At 64.6% G+C, this 15,669-nt stretch carries 11 protein-coding genes; 4 read left to right on the top strand and 7 right to left on the bottom strand.

The genetic code is table 11. The features are described from left to right. Positions 1 to 47 precede the first annotated feature (47 nt). A complete protein-coding gene (locus AB4Z09_RS18330) occupies positions 48 to 1,433 on the bottom strand; it encodes a TerD family protein (protein WP_442240381.1) in 1,386 nt (461 codons plus the stop codon). Between the two features lie 517 nt (positions 1,434 to 1,950). Between AB4Z09_RS18330 and AB4Z09_RS18325 the strand changes: the two genes are divergently transcribed. From AB4Z09_RS18325 to AB4Z09_RS18310, 4 genes are all read left to right on the top strand, one after another. Further along, positions 1,951 to 2,808, top strand: coding sequence for a GmrSD restriction endonuclease domain-containing protein (locus AB4Z09_RS18325; protein WP_442240380.1), 858 nt, complete (start codon positions 1,951 to 1,953; stop codon positions 2,806 to 2,808). 257 nt (positions 2,809 to 3,065) lie between these two features. Further along, positions 3,066 to 3,626: a PASTA domain-containing protein gene (locus tag AB4Z09_RS18320; protein WP_442240379.1), complete on the top strand. Its 561-nt coding sequence runs from the start codon at positions 3,066 to 3,068 to the stop codon at positions 3,624 to 3,626. A 13-nt stretch (positions 3,627 to 3,639) separates the two neighbouring features. Beyond that, positions 3,640 to 3,894, top strand: coding sequence for a DUF732 domain-containing protein (locus AB4Z09_RS18315; protein WP_442240378.1), 255 nt, complete (start codon positions 3,640 to 3,642; stop codon positions 3,892 to 3,894). Between the two features lie 356 nt (positions 3,895 to 4,250). Further along, positions 4,251 to 4,475 carry a VWA domain-containing protein gene (locus tag AB4Z09_RS18310; RefSeq protein WP_442240377.1) on the top strand — a complete coding sequence of 75 codons (225 nt, stop codon included), beginning with the start codon at positions 4,251 to 4,253 and terminating at the stop codon, positions 4,473 to 4,475. A gap of 86 nt (positions 4,476 to 4,561) precedes the next feature. Here the strand turns inward: AB4Z09_RS18310 and AB4Z09_RS18305 are convergent, their stop codons facing one another. From AB4Z09_RS18305 to AB4Z09_RS18280, 6 genes are all read right to left on the bottom strand, one after another. Further along, positions 4,562 to 5,140 (bottom strand): hypothetical protein, encoded by a 579-nt coding sequence (locus tag AB4Z09_RS18305; protein ID WP_442240376.1) that lies wholly within the window; start codon positions 5,138 to 5,140, stop codon positions 4,562 to 4,564. A gap of 24 nt (positions 5,141 to 5,164) precedes the next feature. Next, positions 5,165 to 6,337: a TRAFAC clade GTPase domain-containing protein gene (locus AB4Z09_RS18300; RefSeq protein ID WP_442240375.1), complete on the bottom strand. Its 1,173-nt coding sequence runs from the start codon at positions 6,335 to 6,337 to the stop codon at positions 5,165 to 5,167. Further along, positions 6,337 to 7,329: a hypothetical protein gene (locus tag AB4Z09_RS18295; protein WP_442240374.1), complete on the bottom strand. Its 993-nt coding sequence runs from the start codon at positions 7,327 to 7,329 to the stop codon at positions 6,337 to 6,339. Before AB4Z09_RS18295 ends, AB4Z09_RS18300 begins: the two co-directional genes overlap by 1 nt. A 117-nt stretch (positions 7,330 to 7,446) precedes the next feature. Next, positions 7,447 to 10,557 (bottom strand): GAP1-N2 domain-containing protein, encoded by a 3,111-nt coding sequence (locus tag AB4Z09_RS18290; RefSeq protein WP_442240373.1) that lies wholly within the window; start codon positions 10,555 to 10,557, stop codon positions 7,447 to 7,449. Beyond that, positions 10,554 to 12,968: a hypothetical protein gene (locus tag AB4Z09_RS18285; RefSeq protein ID WP_442240372.1), complete on the bottom strand. Its 2,415-nt coding sequence runs from the start codon at positions 12,966 to 12,968 to the stop codon at positions 10,554 to 10,556. The genes AB4Z09_RS18290 and AB4Z09_RS18285 overlap by 4 nt, the downstream gene beginning before the upstream one ends. 58 nt (positions 12,969 to 13,026) lie before the next feature. Beyond that, entirely contained in the window at positions 13,027 to 15,669 is a 2,643-nt protein-coding gene (locus AB4Z09_RS18280) for a magnesium transporter (RefSeq protein WP_442240371.1), read from the bottom strand.

The raw sequence follows: 15,669 nt of genomic DNA, 5'->3' as shown, positions 1-15,669 counted from the left end.
CTGTCGCGTATGCAGGTAGACGCGCGGTTGCGCGAAACATTCCACTGTCAGAATTGATACTGGGTGTACTCCTGGTCGGGGCACCGTCCGGTGTACTTCGTCAACCCGATCCCGCGATGCTCCTTCTTGCTTCGCCCCACCGGCCCATCCGAGGGTTCGCGAACCCAGTTGCCGGCCGTGTCCAGCACCGGCATACATTCACTGCCGGGGTGGCTGTATCGGGTTTCTCCTTCGACGGTGAGCACTCCATCCTGGACGTCGATGTGCGCGACCGTCGCCCAGTAGGAGTCCTGGCCGTTGCCCACGTAGACCAGGATCTCGTCGGCATCCGAGCCCGGAAGTCCGTCGTGGCCGGCGCGCCCGTAGCGGATCGCGACCCGTGGCTTGCCGAACGAGTCGATGGCGCCGGCGCCGTTGTCGATGCTCTGGTAGACGTTCACCAGCAAATCCCCGTTCTCCTGTGGGAGTACGCGGACCTGCTCAGTCGCCGGCTTGTTGCCATTGCCGGGACCCTTGCTGTCACCGTAATGGTGCATGTGAGGCCACTTGGCGAGACTCCCCCGGTGCCTGTTCTCGCCGCTGATCACGACGTACTTGTTCGTCTCCTCATTACGGCAGAAGAAGTAGACGTCGAGATCGCCTTCCCCATACCGCTTCACATTGCCGTGGCGGTCATACTGTGCGCCGCGACCGTCCCACTCGAGGCCAACAGTCAGCACCCAATTCGGATCTCCCTGGCTCTTACGCAGATCGATCCGCGCAGTCTTGCTCGCCGAGTCCTTCGTCAGTGAGATCTTCACCTTCTCGAAGCTGATCGGCGCCGCCGCAGGAGTCGGTGCCTGCGCGGGCGCCGGCTGCGTCGAGGCATAGGTGTGCACAGGCGCGGGGGCGGGCATCGGTGCAGGCAATGGTGGGGTTGCGACCGGTACCGCGTTGTCCGTGCCGGGGTCGTCGACGACGATGCCGTACTCGGTCGCGAACTTCGCCAGGCCCTCTCCGTAACCTTGCCCGATCGCATCGAGTCTCCACCCGGCACCGCGCCGGTAGAAGGCCACCACCTGCAACACCGTTTCGACGCTCAGCCCGGGCGGGATGAACGACAGCTGCGGGCCGGCACCGACGACGTCGACGGACAGCCCCGGAACATCCCGAAACGTCTTGCCTTGCGCCTCGGTGCTCGCGGTGATTAGGACTCGGTGCACATCCGCCGGCACGGATCCCAGATCTACCGAGATCTGGTTGTCCGAGACCAGCGCAACGCCATCGACTTTCGGATTGTTGAAGAACACGAAGTCGTTGTCGCTACGGACTCTGCCATCGATGCCGAGGAGGACCGCGGCGATGTCGACGACGTTCACTGCAGAGGCCGTCGTGATACCGACGGTGTATCGGACATCCGCCAGGTCGGTCTTCGACCCCTTCGAAAGCTGCACATTTCCCCCTCACCTCAGGACGCCGGCAGCACCCCCGCCCTGTCCGGTTTGCGTCCATATTTGCACGCCGCTGCAGGGAACCGGACGCTACCCCTGCGGCACTCCCCGACACCCCCAGCTTCCGCTGCTGCAGTTAACGTTTCTGCAGCGCAAGCGCCTCAATGAGCAACTACGAGAGAGCCTGCCCGTCAGCGTTGTCGGGGGACCCTGATAGAACAGATTCTCAACGCCACTCCCGGGGGAAGCGCATCAGCGTCCACTGACAACACGGCGCATCGCGCAAACCCCTGCCCAGTCGAAGGACATCACCGTGACCGCTCGCCATGCCGGACCGACCCGCCGACGGGTCCACGCACGCGGCGCTCTCGCAGCGTGCGCACTCGCCGCGGCTGCTGCCATGRCGCTGACCGCTTGCGACAGTGGGGATGCGAGCGCCGCGGACAGCGTGACGACATCGACCTCGTCGGCCGCGTCAACGACGACCGCGCCGTCTCCAACGCAGAATCCGGCGACGCCAGTGAATGCTGATGCTGCGCAGACGATCGCGATGCTCGACGCGTTGCCGGTGAAGGGGCGTGCACCGAAAACCGAGTACTCGCGTGACGAGTTCGGTCCCGCCTGGACCGATGATGTTGATGTCGAACTGGGTTCGAACTCGTGCGATACCCGCAACGACATCTTGAAACGAGATCTGACGAACACCGTGTTCAACGATGGCGGTAAGCGGTGCACCGTGCAGTCCGGCACCCTGGTCAACGACCCGTACACCGGCAAGACCATCAACTTCGTGCGCGGCAAGGACACGTCCTCCGCAATCCAGATCGAGCACGTGGTTGCCTTGTCGGACGCCTGGCAGAAGGGCGCCCAGCAGCTCAGCGAACGTCAGCGCCGCAACTTTGCCAACGACCCGCTCAACCTCATCGCCGTCGACGGTCCGGCGAACATGGCCAAGGGCGACGGCGACGCGGCGACCTGGCTGCCCCCGAACAAGGCCTACCGCTGCACCTACGTCACCAAGCAGGTGCAGGTGAAGGCGAAGTACAACCTGTGGGTGACCCAGGCCGAGAAAGACGCCATCGCGCAGGTTCTCGGCAGCTGCGGTGAGAACGGAGCCGCAGTTCCGGCCCCGGTGAACGGTGGACAGGCCAGCCCTGCAGCACCCGCACCTGCACCGCAGACCCAAGCCGAAGCCCCGATTCCGGCTCCGGCTCCGGCTCCGGCTCCGATGGTTGCGCCAGAACCGGCCCCAAGCAGCGGTGTGTCGTTCGGGAGCTGCAAGGAGGCCCGCGCAGCTGGTGCCGCCCCACTCAGGCGTGGCGAGCCCGGCTACAGCAGCAAGCTTGACCGCGACGGTGACGGCGTCGCCTGCGAGTGATCTGACTACTGTCCGCTGTCCAGCCACAGTCCGGTCGGCGGCCGATGGATGAGTCCTTCGCGCGCACCCGACCGAGGTAGCGCACTGTTCAGAACGACTAGGGGTTTCCGTGTCGGCACCGACTGCACCACATGATGATTCGAAGCTGATTGCGACCTGGAAAAGGTCGTTGCGCTGCCCATCGCTGCGTTCTTCGGACTCGGCTGCGTCTCATACGTGTTCGAGGGACAGGTCGATGGGGCGCTCCTGTTCCTGCCTTGACAGTCATCGCCGCTCTCTACCTGTTGACGGTCCAACGTAACGCACTCAAGCGGCGCCAGGCCGTGGCCCTGCCCGGGAATCCGGTCAACATCGGACCGAACTGGCTACTGTTCGGTGTCCCCTCTGTTCTGGCGTTGCTCATCGCATCCTCGATGCTCGCGGGCACGGGGCTCGATCCCGACCCGAACGCGCTGGTGCCCAACGTGGTCGGAACGTCGCTGTCTGATGCGCGCGCAATACTGCGGGATGCCGGTCTCAAGACCGAGACCGAGGACGACACCGGACAGGACCGCCAGGTGTTTATCCCGGGCAACTGGGTGTCCACGCGCCAGTCCCCCGAAGCCGGGGCCCGCATCGGTGACACCCGCACCGTCACGCTCGGTGTCGTTAAGGACGGCGAGAAGACAGCGGCCCAGCAAGCAACAGAGAACACTTCTCCGACCCCGCTGAACCGACCCCGAGCGCACCCGCGGCGAGTAGCACGACGGCGCCATCCGCACCCAGCACGACCAAACGACCATCACCCCGCCGTCATCGACGCCTGCGACTCTCTCTGACGACGATCAGCAGTTGATCGAGGATGCCGCGTACATCACGAACCTCAAGATGGGCGGGATCTCCTTCGGCGGTGACGAGACGGTAGCGACCAAGGCAAGCCGGGTCACCTGCCGCTACATCGACAACGCTGCCGACCCGTCTCTCGCGATCCTCGACGCGGTACAGACCGCGCAGCGATCGGGGTACTCGCGACGCGATGCCGAGTACCTGGTGGGCTCCGCCATCGGTGTGTATTGCGACCAGTACACGCCCCTCGTCACCCGGTAGTTGGGTACGGGTGGGTGCTCGACGCGCCCCTGTGTCGTCCGGGCGCACGTGCCTGACTAGCAGCTTGACTTGACTCGCATGCACACGCAGTGCGCGCTCGCGAGGTTCACACTTCGCCGGTAGTAGCACCGCCGTCGGTTGCAGATCCGATGTCATCCCCGAAGGAAAGCCCCCGCTCGGCTATGACCCGGAACGTGGCGCTTCTTCAAGTGTGTGGGTGGTTGGAGGTTCTGCGGCAGCTGGCGAGGAGGTTGGCGTTGCCAAATCGCCGGGTACACAGATAGTTCCGCGTATCTCTTCGTCGCTAGGGCATTCCTTCCCCGGGGAGCGCGCGCTGACCCTGGCATCAGAGAAGGATGTGTGCCGGCCACGACTGGCAGGCGTCAGCTCTGCCCGCGTTCTGGCAGTTCACCGGAATCTGCAAGAACGAGCGCACGATCCTCGATACGCGCGCCGGTCACGTCGTCGATAGTGCTGGGCTCATCACACTCGACGCAATTGACGCCGGGTGCGGTAGCGAGCTGTGCCAGCGTCTGCCCGGTGCGCTGCCGGACTGGCCGCAGGCGGCGCGGTCCGCGTGAACCCCCTTCGACCATCTGCTCGCGTAGGAGATCGATTTCGTTGTCGTGCGGCGCCTCCGGGTGGCGGTGCATGACAACGGACGACTTCAGAACCGGAAGGGCGTGGGATCCGGTGCTGGCCCGCGCGTCGGCGCAGACGCAGCATCAGGCGGCGATGAGCGCGCAATCTGCCTCGCCTGGAAGTAGGCGTTGGAAGCGGGTAGCCAGAGGGCCGCGACGGCGGCAACCCCGTTGAGGACGACGACCCATACCATCGGAGGCCCGAGTAGACCGAACAGCGAAACAACAGCCAGTATGGTGCATACCTTCCTAGCCCAGCGTCGACCCGACTTGATCTGGACAGCCAGCAGCATGTAGCAGGCAAATGCAACGATTGACACGACGACGAGGAACAAGCTGACATTGTCCGCGACATCGTCCACATATGCGGCCGACATGTGAGAGTTGTCGTATTCCGTGACTGCACCAGTCATGTCCACGACCCGATTCACCGTCACCATGCTGAGGGCCGCGTTGACAATGCTGAGAACCCCAGCGACCAAAAGCAGCGCACATCCGATCCACACACTTCGTGGGGGCTTCAATCCGGCGAGTGGTTGCACGGCAGCCGGCGGAATGTACGGGGACGTCCCGAAACCTCCACTGTTATCGAACGGGACCGTCATCGAGAACTCCGATCCTGTTGCTGATTAACGTGATTCAAGTACATCCTTCTGGGAGAGCACCCATCTCAGCGGGTCCACACACCGGAATGGTGCGATACCGCGCGTGTGTAGCTTCTCGCCGACTGGGGACTCGCCGAGCGCCGAGACCGCAAAGAATCGATGTTGGATCTGCGTTCCGTTGCCCGCGTTCTCGATCGCCTTCACGATCGGTCCGGCGTGGAGCTTCTCGAGCAGGCTCCGTACCTCGTGGTGAAGCAACCTGCCGTCTTCGTCGTCGTACCGCGTTGTGGTCATGCTTGGGTCGCGGGAGAAGGCTGCGCCGGGGTTGGACATGATGTGACTCCACTCCGAACCGTCGACTCCTCGGAGCGCCTGCACCGCATCGAACTTTGAGAGGATCATCGCCACCTTCGGGGAGCGCGCGCCGAGCACCATCAGCAGCTTGCTCAGCACGGTCTTGGGGTCACCGCCCAATTCGCCCTGCGACGGAACCAGGTCCTGGAGCTGGTCGCGGATCTCCTGGACGCGGAGCGGATCGAACATGAAGAACACCGCGTCCGCGTGTGCGAAGAATTCCAGGTATTGAAGCCTGCCGTGTTCCACTCGTTCGAGGTCCTCGCCCGCGACGTCCCGCAGCACCAGATAGTGCCGATTGCTGGCCCAGGTTCCCAGGCTGAAGATCAGCGGTTCACGCTGATACGAACTCGGCTGGCCTGCTGCAGGGGTAGGCAGCATCAGGCCACGTTCCTCGTACAGTGGCTTCTCGTACACGGTCTGATAACTGGCCTGTGTCGCTGGCGTCGCGGGGTCGATCGATGTCCCCAACTGCCCTGCCAGCTGCTCGAGTTGCTTGATCAGGACCGCGATGAAGAGGCTCTTGCCCGTCGCGCGTGCGCCCGCCATGGCAATGCAGGTCGATTCCGCCTGCCGCCAACCTGTCGGCAGGGGATAGTGGCAGGCCGGGCAGGCGTCCGCGAGCTCATCCGAGCACCCGGGACATGTGGCTCCGGGCGGCGGTTCCCAACCCCGTCTAGCCCCGGACGGCCGCTGCAATTCAACGACAGGCCCACTGGCCACATCGCTGTTGGTGAACATCGACGCAACCGGATCCACGGTGGGCGCACACCGGCCGGACTGACAGATCCAGGTATAGACGGCATCCGCAATTTCTTGAAAGCACCTCGGGCACCGGACCATCAGGCGGTCCTCTCCCCCAGCTCAGTGCCGGGAGCGAAGCAGCCCCGCAGCAGCGAACGCACCACTGAGGTCAGTGCACCGGGCTCCTGCAGCAGCTGCACCGACGCCGAAACCCCTTCCCTCGGAGGCGCAACTGCAGTGACCGGGACCAGCGCCCGGAACCTGCGCAGCTGTGACACCGTCGTCGGCACCAACGACACCAGGTGCCGCGCTTCGCCGTCGATCTCATCGGCGGCGGTCAACGCCTCGATATCGGCCGGGATTCCGTCTGTGATCAGGTAGGTCACGGTGTTGTCGTTCGGATAGAGCCCACTCAGCTCCGTTACTGCGGAACGGAAGCCGCTGGTGATTGGCCGAGTATCGAGGAGTTCAATGGAGCGGTGGGCTATCTCTGATGCCTGCGTCTCAGGGACCCATACGACCTCCCGACTGAGAAGGCAGACCTGCAAACCTCTGTCCGAGCCGACTACCGTCGATAGCCCCGCGAGGACATCGAGCACGGCCTCCACGCCGCCATCGCTCGCACTTGCACGCATGGAGGCTGAGGTGTCGATGCCGACCACCGTGTTGATCTGGAACTGCTCGGGTACGCGGTCGACGCCTAACAACGCTCGAGCCTGTACCCGTGCCTGGTGGGCTAGTTCGCCGAGCGGTTGATCGACTTTGGTTCGCATCGCGGCAACTGTGATTGCGTCGCCGTCTGGGGTGAGGGCGGCGACGTCGAGGAATTGCTGCCCGGAGATGTCCAGTGGCCTCAGCACGGCGCGTTCTGGTTCGTGGCTGGCCTGGACGTCAACCTGCATGGCGATGTGAACCGTGGTGCCTGCGGGGAATTCGCCGAGGCCGTTCGCGGGGACGAGACGGGCCACGATCGGCGAGTCCACCCTCGGCACGATCATCAGCTCGGGGTTGGGATGTACGCCGACCGAATCTCCGGAAGCACGCGAAATTGCCTGCATGCGTGCGCATCCGGGTTGACCATCGATGCTCATGCTTACCATGATGGGGCGACGCGGAAGACTTGCTCGTCCTGTTCCATCCAACACGTATGTAGGCATCAGCCCGCGACTCCCTCTTCACTACTAGCGAACCAGCTCACGATCCTCATTTCAGCCTCGCCTTCGGAACAACGATTTCAGGGTGCCACCCGACTCGACGCCGCGCGCCTCCAGCCAGCGCTTGAGGTATTTGCGGTAGGCCACGATCGGAGGTTCGGGATCCGTCCGGTGCCGCTCCTCGATGGCCTTCAGCACACTCTGCGGCATCTGGTCTGGCCCATCCGGCCAGACGGGATGCTGTTCAGCCACTAGTGATTCGACGATTCGGTCGAGGAGCGACGCCGGGTATTCGTCCTCTGTCGCGGCGAAACTGCCCAGATCCTGCTCGCACTTGGTGGCCCGCGTGAAACCCGGCCCGGACGGCGACACCAGGAACGCGGTAGTGACCACCTCGTCCATGTCGACAACGCCCGATCCGCACAGGTCGAGCAGAGCCCGCTGGACACGTTTGAGCGAATCCCGACCCAGCTTTCCCGGCAAGGGGATCTGTGCTGGTGCCTGCGCTCGCTTCCACGAGGACGACGAAGTGGTAGAGGGCTCGGCGATCAGCTTCGCCATCTGCAGGACTGCCAGGTTCACCTGCAGGTCTGCTGACAGTGAGTCGATGTCGATTCTATTCACCGCCAGCTCCGTGGTCAGTGCGTGGAATCCGTGCAGGACTGTGTTCTTGTCGACCCCCTGCCACGTCGTGATTCGGCGCAGCTGGACGAGCTGGCGTAGCGCATCCATCAGCTGGTGCTCCGAGATCGTTTGGCGCGCAGCGAGACCGCCGGGCCACTCCGCTGTCGTCGAACCCGGATGCGGTGCTGCGTGCGGGTCAGCGCCTTGTGGCCTGGCGTCGTACCGGTGCTGCTGGGGACCGAATCCGTCCACGTGCTCGTGACGACCCTGAAAGCGAGACCCCCATCGATCGCCGCCTGGCGCGACCGGAGTCGTCGCGACGTGTTCGGCGCCGTCCTGCCAGCCTGCACTGCTACCACCGGGGACGCGATCCGGTGATACTTCCAGGCGACGCCACATGTCGCCGTTCGGCTCACGCTGCGGCGCCCGGTCGACCGCGGTATGTGTATCCGGCTGCGAGTCGCGCGGGAGGATCAGATCCATGATCGCCGCCAAATGCCTGTCGCTCGGAGCGCGTAGCAGCGTCCACCAGGCCGCGGTCGGCGGCAACCGGTCCCCGAACCGACGCATTACCAATTCGAGATCCCTCGCGGCCCAGGCTGGGGCTCTGAAGAGAATTCCCTGGAGTTCCGGGTCTAGCTCCCCGGTCAGCAGCACATGCGCCAGACACAGCGAGCGCAGCGAATCGTTCGACCGGTCATCGGGATTGCCGCGCATCTCGGCCACGATCCGCTCGGCGTACAACGCCCGCTCCGGATCGAATTCGGCGACCGGCCCCGCAAGTAGTTCAGCGAGCGGCTCCGGATGCACCTTGTAGGGTACTGCCCACGCGATCACTCCGCGATTCAACCTGGTCCCGATGGGACGGTCCTTCATTGAATCCAGGCTGACGATGACAGGCTGCAGAACGAGCCGGCAAGTCAACGGGTCCAGGTGCCCCACCCGGCCGACGAAGTCCTGCACCCGGTCGTCGTCGAAGAAGACCGTCGGTACAGCTTGCTCGAGAATTCGCTGAAGACTCCCGACTATCTCCGCAGAGTCCTCGCCGATCACTCGTGTCCTCACGAGCAGATCAGTGAGCCGCAGCACCACTACGGCGAGATTCTCAGCCTTATGACCATCTGGCTCTACGGTTTCGCATTCGCGCAGCATCTCGCCGACCCGGGTGTCCACCAATGCGAGCAACTCGGGTGGAGCCCATCCCGGCTGTGGTGCGGCCAGGCGCGAGGGCGGAGCCTCCACGAGCCACTCCCGGTCCGCCAGTGCCCGTTCGAGGTACACCTGCAAAGTCATCGCCACGGACACCGACGGCTCCGAGCCTGAGGATCCCCGCGTACGTCCCAGCGCAGCCAATGCATCGGCCGGTGAGGTGCCGGTCCGCTTCGCGACAACTGCGGAGGCGGCAGCATGTAAGTCCGGGTATTCACGCAGGCTCGAGGGGAGGAACCCTGTGATAACTTCCGCGCAGTCTTCCTCGGCGTCGGACAGGTCCTCTTCGTCCTCGAGTTCAATGGCCATCGCTACAGACCACGACGGATCTGTCTGCGCGTCGGACACACGCTCCACCACGGAGTCCCGTGTACGCAGGACGCGGCGCACCACGTCCGGGTCGATCAATAGGACCTCCGCGATCTGCGACAGGCGGGTCACCGGGATCTTCGCGCCGGCCGGGGTGCGGTTCGGCTGAACGCGATACTCGCCGCGTGACGGTTCGTCTGACTCGGCAAGTACGACGAACCGGTCCGAGGACTCCAGTTCCGCGAGGTCACTCAGGGGAACAGCGATGAGATGGAGTCCCTGAGAGAGCGCGGTCGGCAGGTCCGTCGCGCGCTCGAAGGTCGACCAAGCCAGTTTTCGTGCAGCGTATTTCGACAGGAAGTGGCTGACCGCGCCGATCCACAGTGCGGCGCTGTCAATTCTCTCCGCACCGAACACGACAGCCGGCCCGCCGTCGATCGCCCCGGCGACCGCATCGAGCAGCACGGAGAACAAACTCACCCGCCAGACGCTCGGGTCGAGCAGGAAGTCGATGACCGCATCCCTGCTGACCGCGGCGCCGGGCTGTGGCGGATGGGGCGGCAATTCGGCGGCCAACACCTCTCGGGCACCGAATGGGATCAGCCAGTCCGGTGATCGCCAGAGGTCGATGGGACGGTGCTCGGCCACCGGAGGTGCCGCGTCGAGGAAGGTGTGGGCGAAAACGTTTCCGGGACGGCCTGAGCCATCGGCACCAGCGGGGACGGTGTGCCAGTAGGCGCCGCGCTCGGAGCTTACAGGCGCGTACATCAGTCGGTGTGGTCGCGCCTGGACCTCTTCCGGGGTCGGGAACTGCGGCATGGGCTGGACCGGAATCAACGACGTCGATACCCAGGCACGCAACAGTTCCCGGTCGCTCGGATCAAGGGTGTCGGTGGCCTGTTTGATCTGCCAGCCGCCACCTGCACCGGTTCCGGTGTCAAAAGAGGAGTAGGTGAGCTGGCCTGTGGAACCGGCAGCACCGGCCTGCTGTATGCCCCGGTGTTGTGAGTCAGACTGATTCATCGACGCCACCCAGATGATCCATCCAGTTGCAGCTTGTCGACCGATGGGTCCAGTAGAGCCACGGTGCGTAGCTGTTCGGCGGGCAATTCCACGAACAGACGAACGAACCCCCGTTTGTCCCTCACGTCTGCTCGCCAGCTGCCGACCGGAGTCGGCCCGATCCGGGGCTGCTGGAACTGAGTGACCGGTTCGGTGTTCGGCGACGAATCGGGAACAACCGGTAGTGCTGTCCCATCCCGATAGCTGAGCGGCATCCGATCGGGGTTGTGCACCAACACCATCGGTGGACTGATGGGGAGTTCGAGTTCGGACGTCACGGTCACAGTGACGGTGGCCTTGCCGGTCAGGCTGCGCTTGAATGCAACGTCGTACCGCATCCGCATCATGCCCGGGTACTGCGTGGTCACTGGCGTTCCACCGTTTCGCTCACCGCCGGCGTACGACACTGCCACCGCATGCAGCGAGCATCCACGCGGCGGTAGCGGACTCGAGAAGTGGAGGCCGCCGAACCGCGCGTACTCGCCCTGGGAGATCTCGACTGGTTGCCCGCTCAGCCCCGCTTCGGCCCCCTGTCCCCGCGCGCCCATGTAAACCAGCACTGAGGCGGCGCCTACGGGCCACCCGAAGGTCAGGATCTGCTTGTTCACTCGCTCGACTACCTGGGGGTCGATGACCAGGCCGGTGCGGGTGGCATAGGTCGTGGTCCCGACGTGCACAGTGTCGTCAAGGACGGTTACCGGGGTGAAGTACGCGCGATTCCAGTCACGTGGCCATGGAATACCGGCGACGACCGATCGACCGTCCTCACCGATCGAGGGAGGATCGGGCAGTTGATCCTCATCCCGGAGTCCAGCCCCGTTCAACGCAGAGTACGCAAGCGAACTCGCCCCGAGGCCCGCGCTCGGCGACACAGCAGTTCGGTAGATCACGACATGCCCAGACGGCGGATCAGTCCAGCTCAAATCGAACTCCGGCCCGCGTTCACGTTCGTGCGTGACCACTTCCAGGTCCGACACCGGTATCAGAACGGCTGCGACAGCGATCTCCTGTTGCTTGGTGCCCGATAGTCGAGTCGTCCCGTCGACCGCCGCCTCGCACCGGACTTGGTATAGGTAGCGCCGACCGGGTTCGGCCTCCACGTCGACGAAACCACTGAGGTTCGGTGTCGTGGTGCAGATTCGGTACTGCGGGTTGTCAGCTCCGGTGGCTGCACGCTCGATCGGGATGCGGTAGACCTGCACGGCAGCGGTGCCGGGTCGGCTCGTCCACCGACCGATCACGCGGCCATCGTCCTCACGAACCTCGAAGTTCTCGACTGTGCTGACCACCGCGGTCTGCGCGTGCAGCGTCGGTTGTGCGCGCAGCGCAGCTGCAGGGTCGGCGCCACGATTGCACCACACCTGGAAGTGCCGCACGGCAGTGATGAACGGGCGGATGTCAATGGCCGTCGTCGCTGTTGTCGAAGTTACGAAGTCCGCCTTCTCCGGAGCGTATGGGGGATATTCGTCCCCGGAAACCAGCCGATAGATGGTGGTGCCCCGATCACCTTCCGGATGTGGCGGCCATGTGTGGCTCCACCCGTTGCCGCTGTTTCGCGCCGTGCGGATCGGTGCGACATCGCTTGACGGCGAATTGAACTCGTACTCTGCGAACAGTGCCGGATCAAACTCCGGATCCGACGACGTGGGGGGCGCGGGCTGGGTAGGTCTGGCGGGTTGCGCAGTAGGTGTCGGGGACATCCGGTGCGTGTCCTGATCCGAGCTAGGGGTCACGCCGGTGTTGATCGTCGACGTCGTAGCCGGGGAGTGTATGGCTGCTTCGTCGACGATGGCCTGTGCCTGCGCCAGCACGGCTTGCTCGGCGTTTGCCGGTGTGAGCGGGGACAGGCTGGCGAGTATCCCCGCGATCTCGGCGGCGAACGATTTCGCGTCTGCACCCCGGAGGATGTCTGCGATCTCGGTGGGCGTGCGCTTGCCAGACTTCACCACCTGGAGCAGCTTGGTCCTGTTGAGCGAACCGATCTTCGGTCGCTCCTCCTCGACCGCCTTCTCCCACCACTCGACGAGAGCCTGATGGCCTTCGGCGGTCGCGTCGGTCGCCGACGTGGGTGGCGGCTCCGGGCTGGCCTCRGGTGCGGGAGCAGGGATGCCCTGACCGCCCTTGGGCACAAGTAGGTCGGACGGCATGTGCATGACCGGATCATGCACGCCGAACTTGACCTGCTTGAGGATCCACTCGATCGCCTCGACCCATGGATCGACGACAGCACGGTCGATGCCAGTCCATTGGTCTGGACGTGCAGCAATCGCCTCGAGGTCGTCCGTACCCGGCGCACGATGCCCCGCAGCCGACACCGCGGACGCCCAACCTTGAAGCGCCTTGAGCCGCTTCGCTTCCTTATCCGTGCTCACCTACGAACCCCTACCCTCGCCTCGTCACACCACCATGCCGGCACGCCGCCTCCGGCGATCAAAACACCATGTCGCTGAGGGGTGGTTCCGGCTCCGGAGGCAGCGAGCCGTTCCAGGGGCCCGGCTCGGTCTGATCGCCGAACACGAACTCGTACACCTGGAGGCCCTGACTCACCTGCGTGAGTACCGCGATCTGGCCCAGGCGGGTTCGCACGGGTTCCCCCGACGACTCGGCGACGGTGGCCCGTCCTGCGGACCTCGCTTCGTCGGTCAGTAGTACCTCGTCGAACCGCTGGATGCCGAATGGATTGCGGCCGGAGTCCACTCCGGCCATGAACTCGGTCAGACTCGACACCTGAGGCGTGCCTTCGCTAGGTACCTCGACGCGGTCGAGGAGGGTGGACGACAGTGCGTTCCCGGGACCGTCCAGGTGCCCGATCGCGTTCTGCCACAGCTTGTCAGAGCCGTGCAGGGTGATCTCTCCGGCTGCGATTCGGGCCGACCACCGGTCGAGCCCGGATCCGGATCCCTTTCCCTGCTGCGTGAACATGGCGTTCGGATTGCCGCGCAGGTCGTGTCCCAATGGCCCGAGTGCCTCTCCGGCCCCGCCGAGAGCACCTTCCCATGGACCGGTAAGCCAACCGGCGCCGAATAGTCCGCGACGGATCTGCAAGGCAGCATCGGACATGAGTGATTCTTCGGGTCTGGCAATACCGAGACGGGTGTTGAGCGGCAGCCCGCTGTCGATTCGCGCGCGGCGTTCCTCTTCGGGCCGGTCAGGGCCGAATGGTTCACGCAGCACCGCGGCGAGTGCTGTGCTCCACGACAGGTATTGCCCGTAGGCCTCTGTCAGGCGAGAGAGATCGCGTAACGCCGCCTCCAGGTTTGTCTTGGCTGCTTCGACTGCGGACACCCCGGCTCTGCGACGGTTCAACTCTCGGAACAACTCTCGCTGACCGATCATGAAGGTCCAGACCGTAGCGACTGCCCAGCTCACCAACGCTACTGCCGCGATCACTGCACCGGTGGTGAATGAGATGACCTTCGTCCCAGTGAGCGCTGCTGCGATGACTAGGACGGCGAGGAACACACCGGCGAATACCTTCATCCACAACGCGAGCCGTTTCTGCTTCGCCGTTGCGGCGCCATCTATGGCATCGATGTCGCCGGCGGCCTCAATTCGTCGCAGCAGATCAGCCGCCTCGGCTCTGGCAGACCCCAATGCCAGCGCGAGGGTTCCGCCAACCTGGGCGCCGTAGCTGCGCTGCGCCCGCGCCCGCCACCGGCTCAGTTCCCCGAGTGTCTGTCGCGCGTCGTGACCGACTCCGGCGTCGCGCTCCGCCTCCAGCAGCTTCCGCTGCAGATCCTCGATCCCCAGCGGGTCGCTGGCGGCCACGCTTCGAGTTTCGACCATCGGTGCGACGCTGTCGGGGACCCGGAATGCGTCGTGTTCACTGGCCACCGCGTCTGCCGTCGAGCGAAGCACCCCGCGGCTGGCGCCGATCTGGATCGGGGGTAGGCCCTGGGCCCGGTCTCCAGCGTCGCATAGGGTCAGAGCTCCGGCCGCGTAGTCGCGCCAGAGGTCCGACAGGTCGTACCGGACCTCGTGCGACCTGTTCGCGTCGACGTCGAGCAGTACGTCACTGATCTGATTCGATGCAAGGCCGACCTGTTCCCAGTTCGCCGGGATTCCCTCGGCTGTCACCCCGTTGACCACGACGGAGTACGCGGACGGCACCCGCCCGTAGACGGCGCCGTGAAYAGCGCCTGCGGTAGCGGATGAGACTCGGTTCACCGCGACGGCGTACCACTGGCCGGGGGCGTTGCGGAGTGCGGCACCGAGGAAGCTCAGCAACATCTTGATCGCCCGCGATGCGCCGATCTTCTCGTCGGTCACCGTCCCGGCGCTGACCCGCGGCCCTTTCAGCACACCGTGGTGCTTGCTCCACAGGGCGTTCGCCATGTTCTGTGTTGCCAGTAGTGAGTCGTCGGCGTAGACGACCGTGGACCCGTTGACCCGAGGGAGCGGGAGGCCGGACTGCAGGTCGAAAACCCGGTTACGCAAACCGCACTCCATCTCGGCGGTGTCCAGCCTGCGGTAGAACGAGCGCACCATTCGGATCGATTCGCCAGGAAGCACCGCCGTGTCGTCGAACGGCGCATGCCCGGATCCTGTCCACAACCCGACCACGCCGGCAACCACGGGTGCGGCGTACCGGCCGATGTCGATCGGGTCGGTACTCGGGTTGAGCAGAATATGCCCACGACCGGGCCCGAGGGAGTCCTCCGGCGCGATGAGTAGGTTATGAGTCCCCTCGATGACAGTCGGCTGCAAAGACTCGGGTCCACCGGGACGAACAACGATGAGACGCAGTCGGATGACTTGTGCTACACCGGAACTCGATGATAGAAGCTCGCCCAGGGACCGCTCGGTGGAGATCGGGACGGTGCTGCTTCCCGCGATTAGGGGAACGATTACCGCCAAGCGCACCCGATCGTAAGCGCGCTCGGTCAGGATGGTCTGCACCGTGGTGCCCGATTGTCGACCGCCTGCGATGTGCACGGCCTCTCCTATCGGTCCACCGTCGTCCTGAAGCCACAGGAAAGGATCGACGAGACCCACGGCCGAGAAATCCTGCAACACGTCGCGAATTCCTTCAGCAGCACCGGGCGGCGCGAGAAACACTGTCAGCGAACTCAT

This window comes from Rhodococcus sp. TAF43 (assembly GCF_052113525.1).
In the GTDB taxonomy this organism is placed as follows: Bacteria; Actinomycetota; Actinomycetes; order Mycobacteriales; family Mycobacteriaceae; genus Prescottella.
Note: the sequence above shows the minus strand (reverse complement) of the source record. Positions and strands in the feature narration are given on the sequence as shown.

Bases quoted from the DNA above. Each gene is read 5' to 3' on its own strand.
- AB4Z09_RS18305 (WP_442240376.1), bottom strand. From the start codon at position 5,140: ATGACGGTCCCGTTCGATAACAGTGGAGGTTTCGGGACGTCCCCGTAC.
- AB4Z09_RS18300 (WP_442240375.1), bottom strand. From the start codon at position 6,337: ATGGTCCGGTGCCCGAGGTGCTTTCAAGAAATTGCGGATGCCGTCTAT.
- AB4Z09_RS18310 (WP_442240377.1), top strand. From the start codon at position 4,251: ATGTGTGCCGGCCACGACTGGCAGGCGTCAGCTCTGCCCGCGTTCTGG.
- AB4Z09_RS18290 (WP_442240373.1), bottom strand. From the start codon at position 10,557: ATGAATCAGTCTGACTCACAACACCGGGGCATACAGCAGGCCGGTGCT.
- AB4Z09_RS18295 (WP_442240374.1), bottom strand. From the start codon at position 7,329: ATGAGCATCGATGGTCAACCCGGATGCGCACGCATGCAGGCAATTTCG.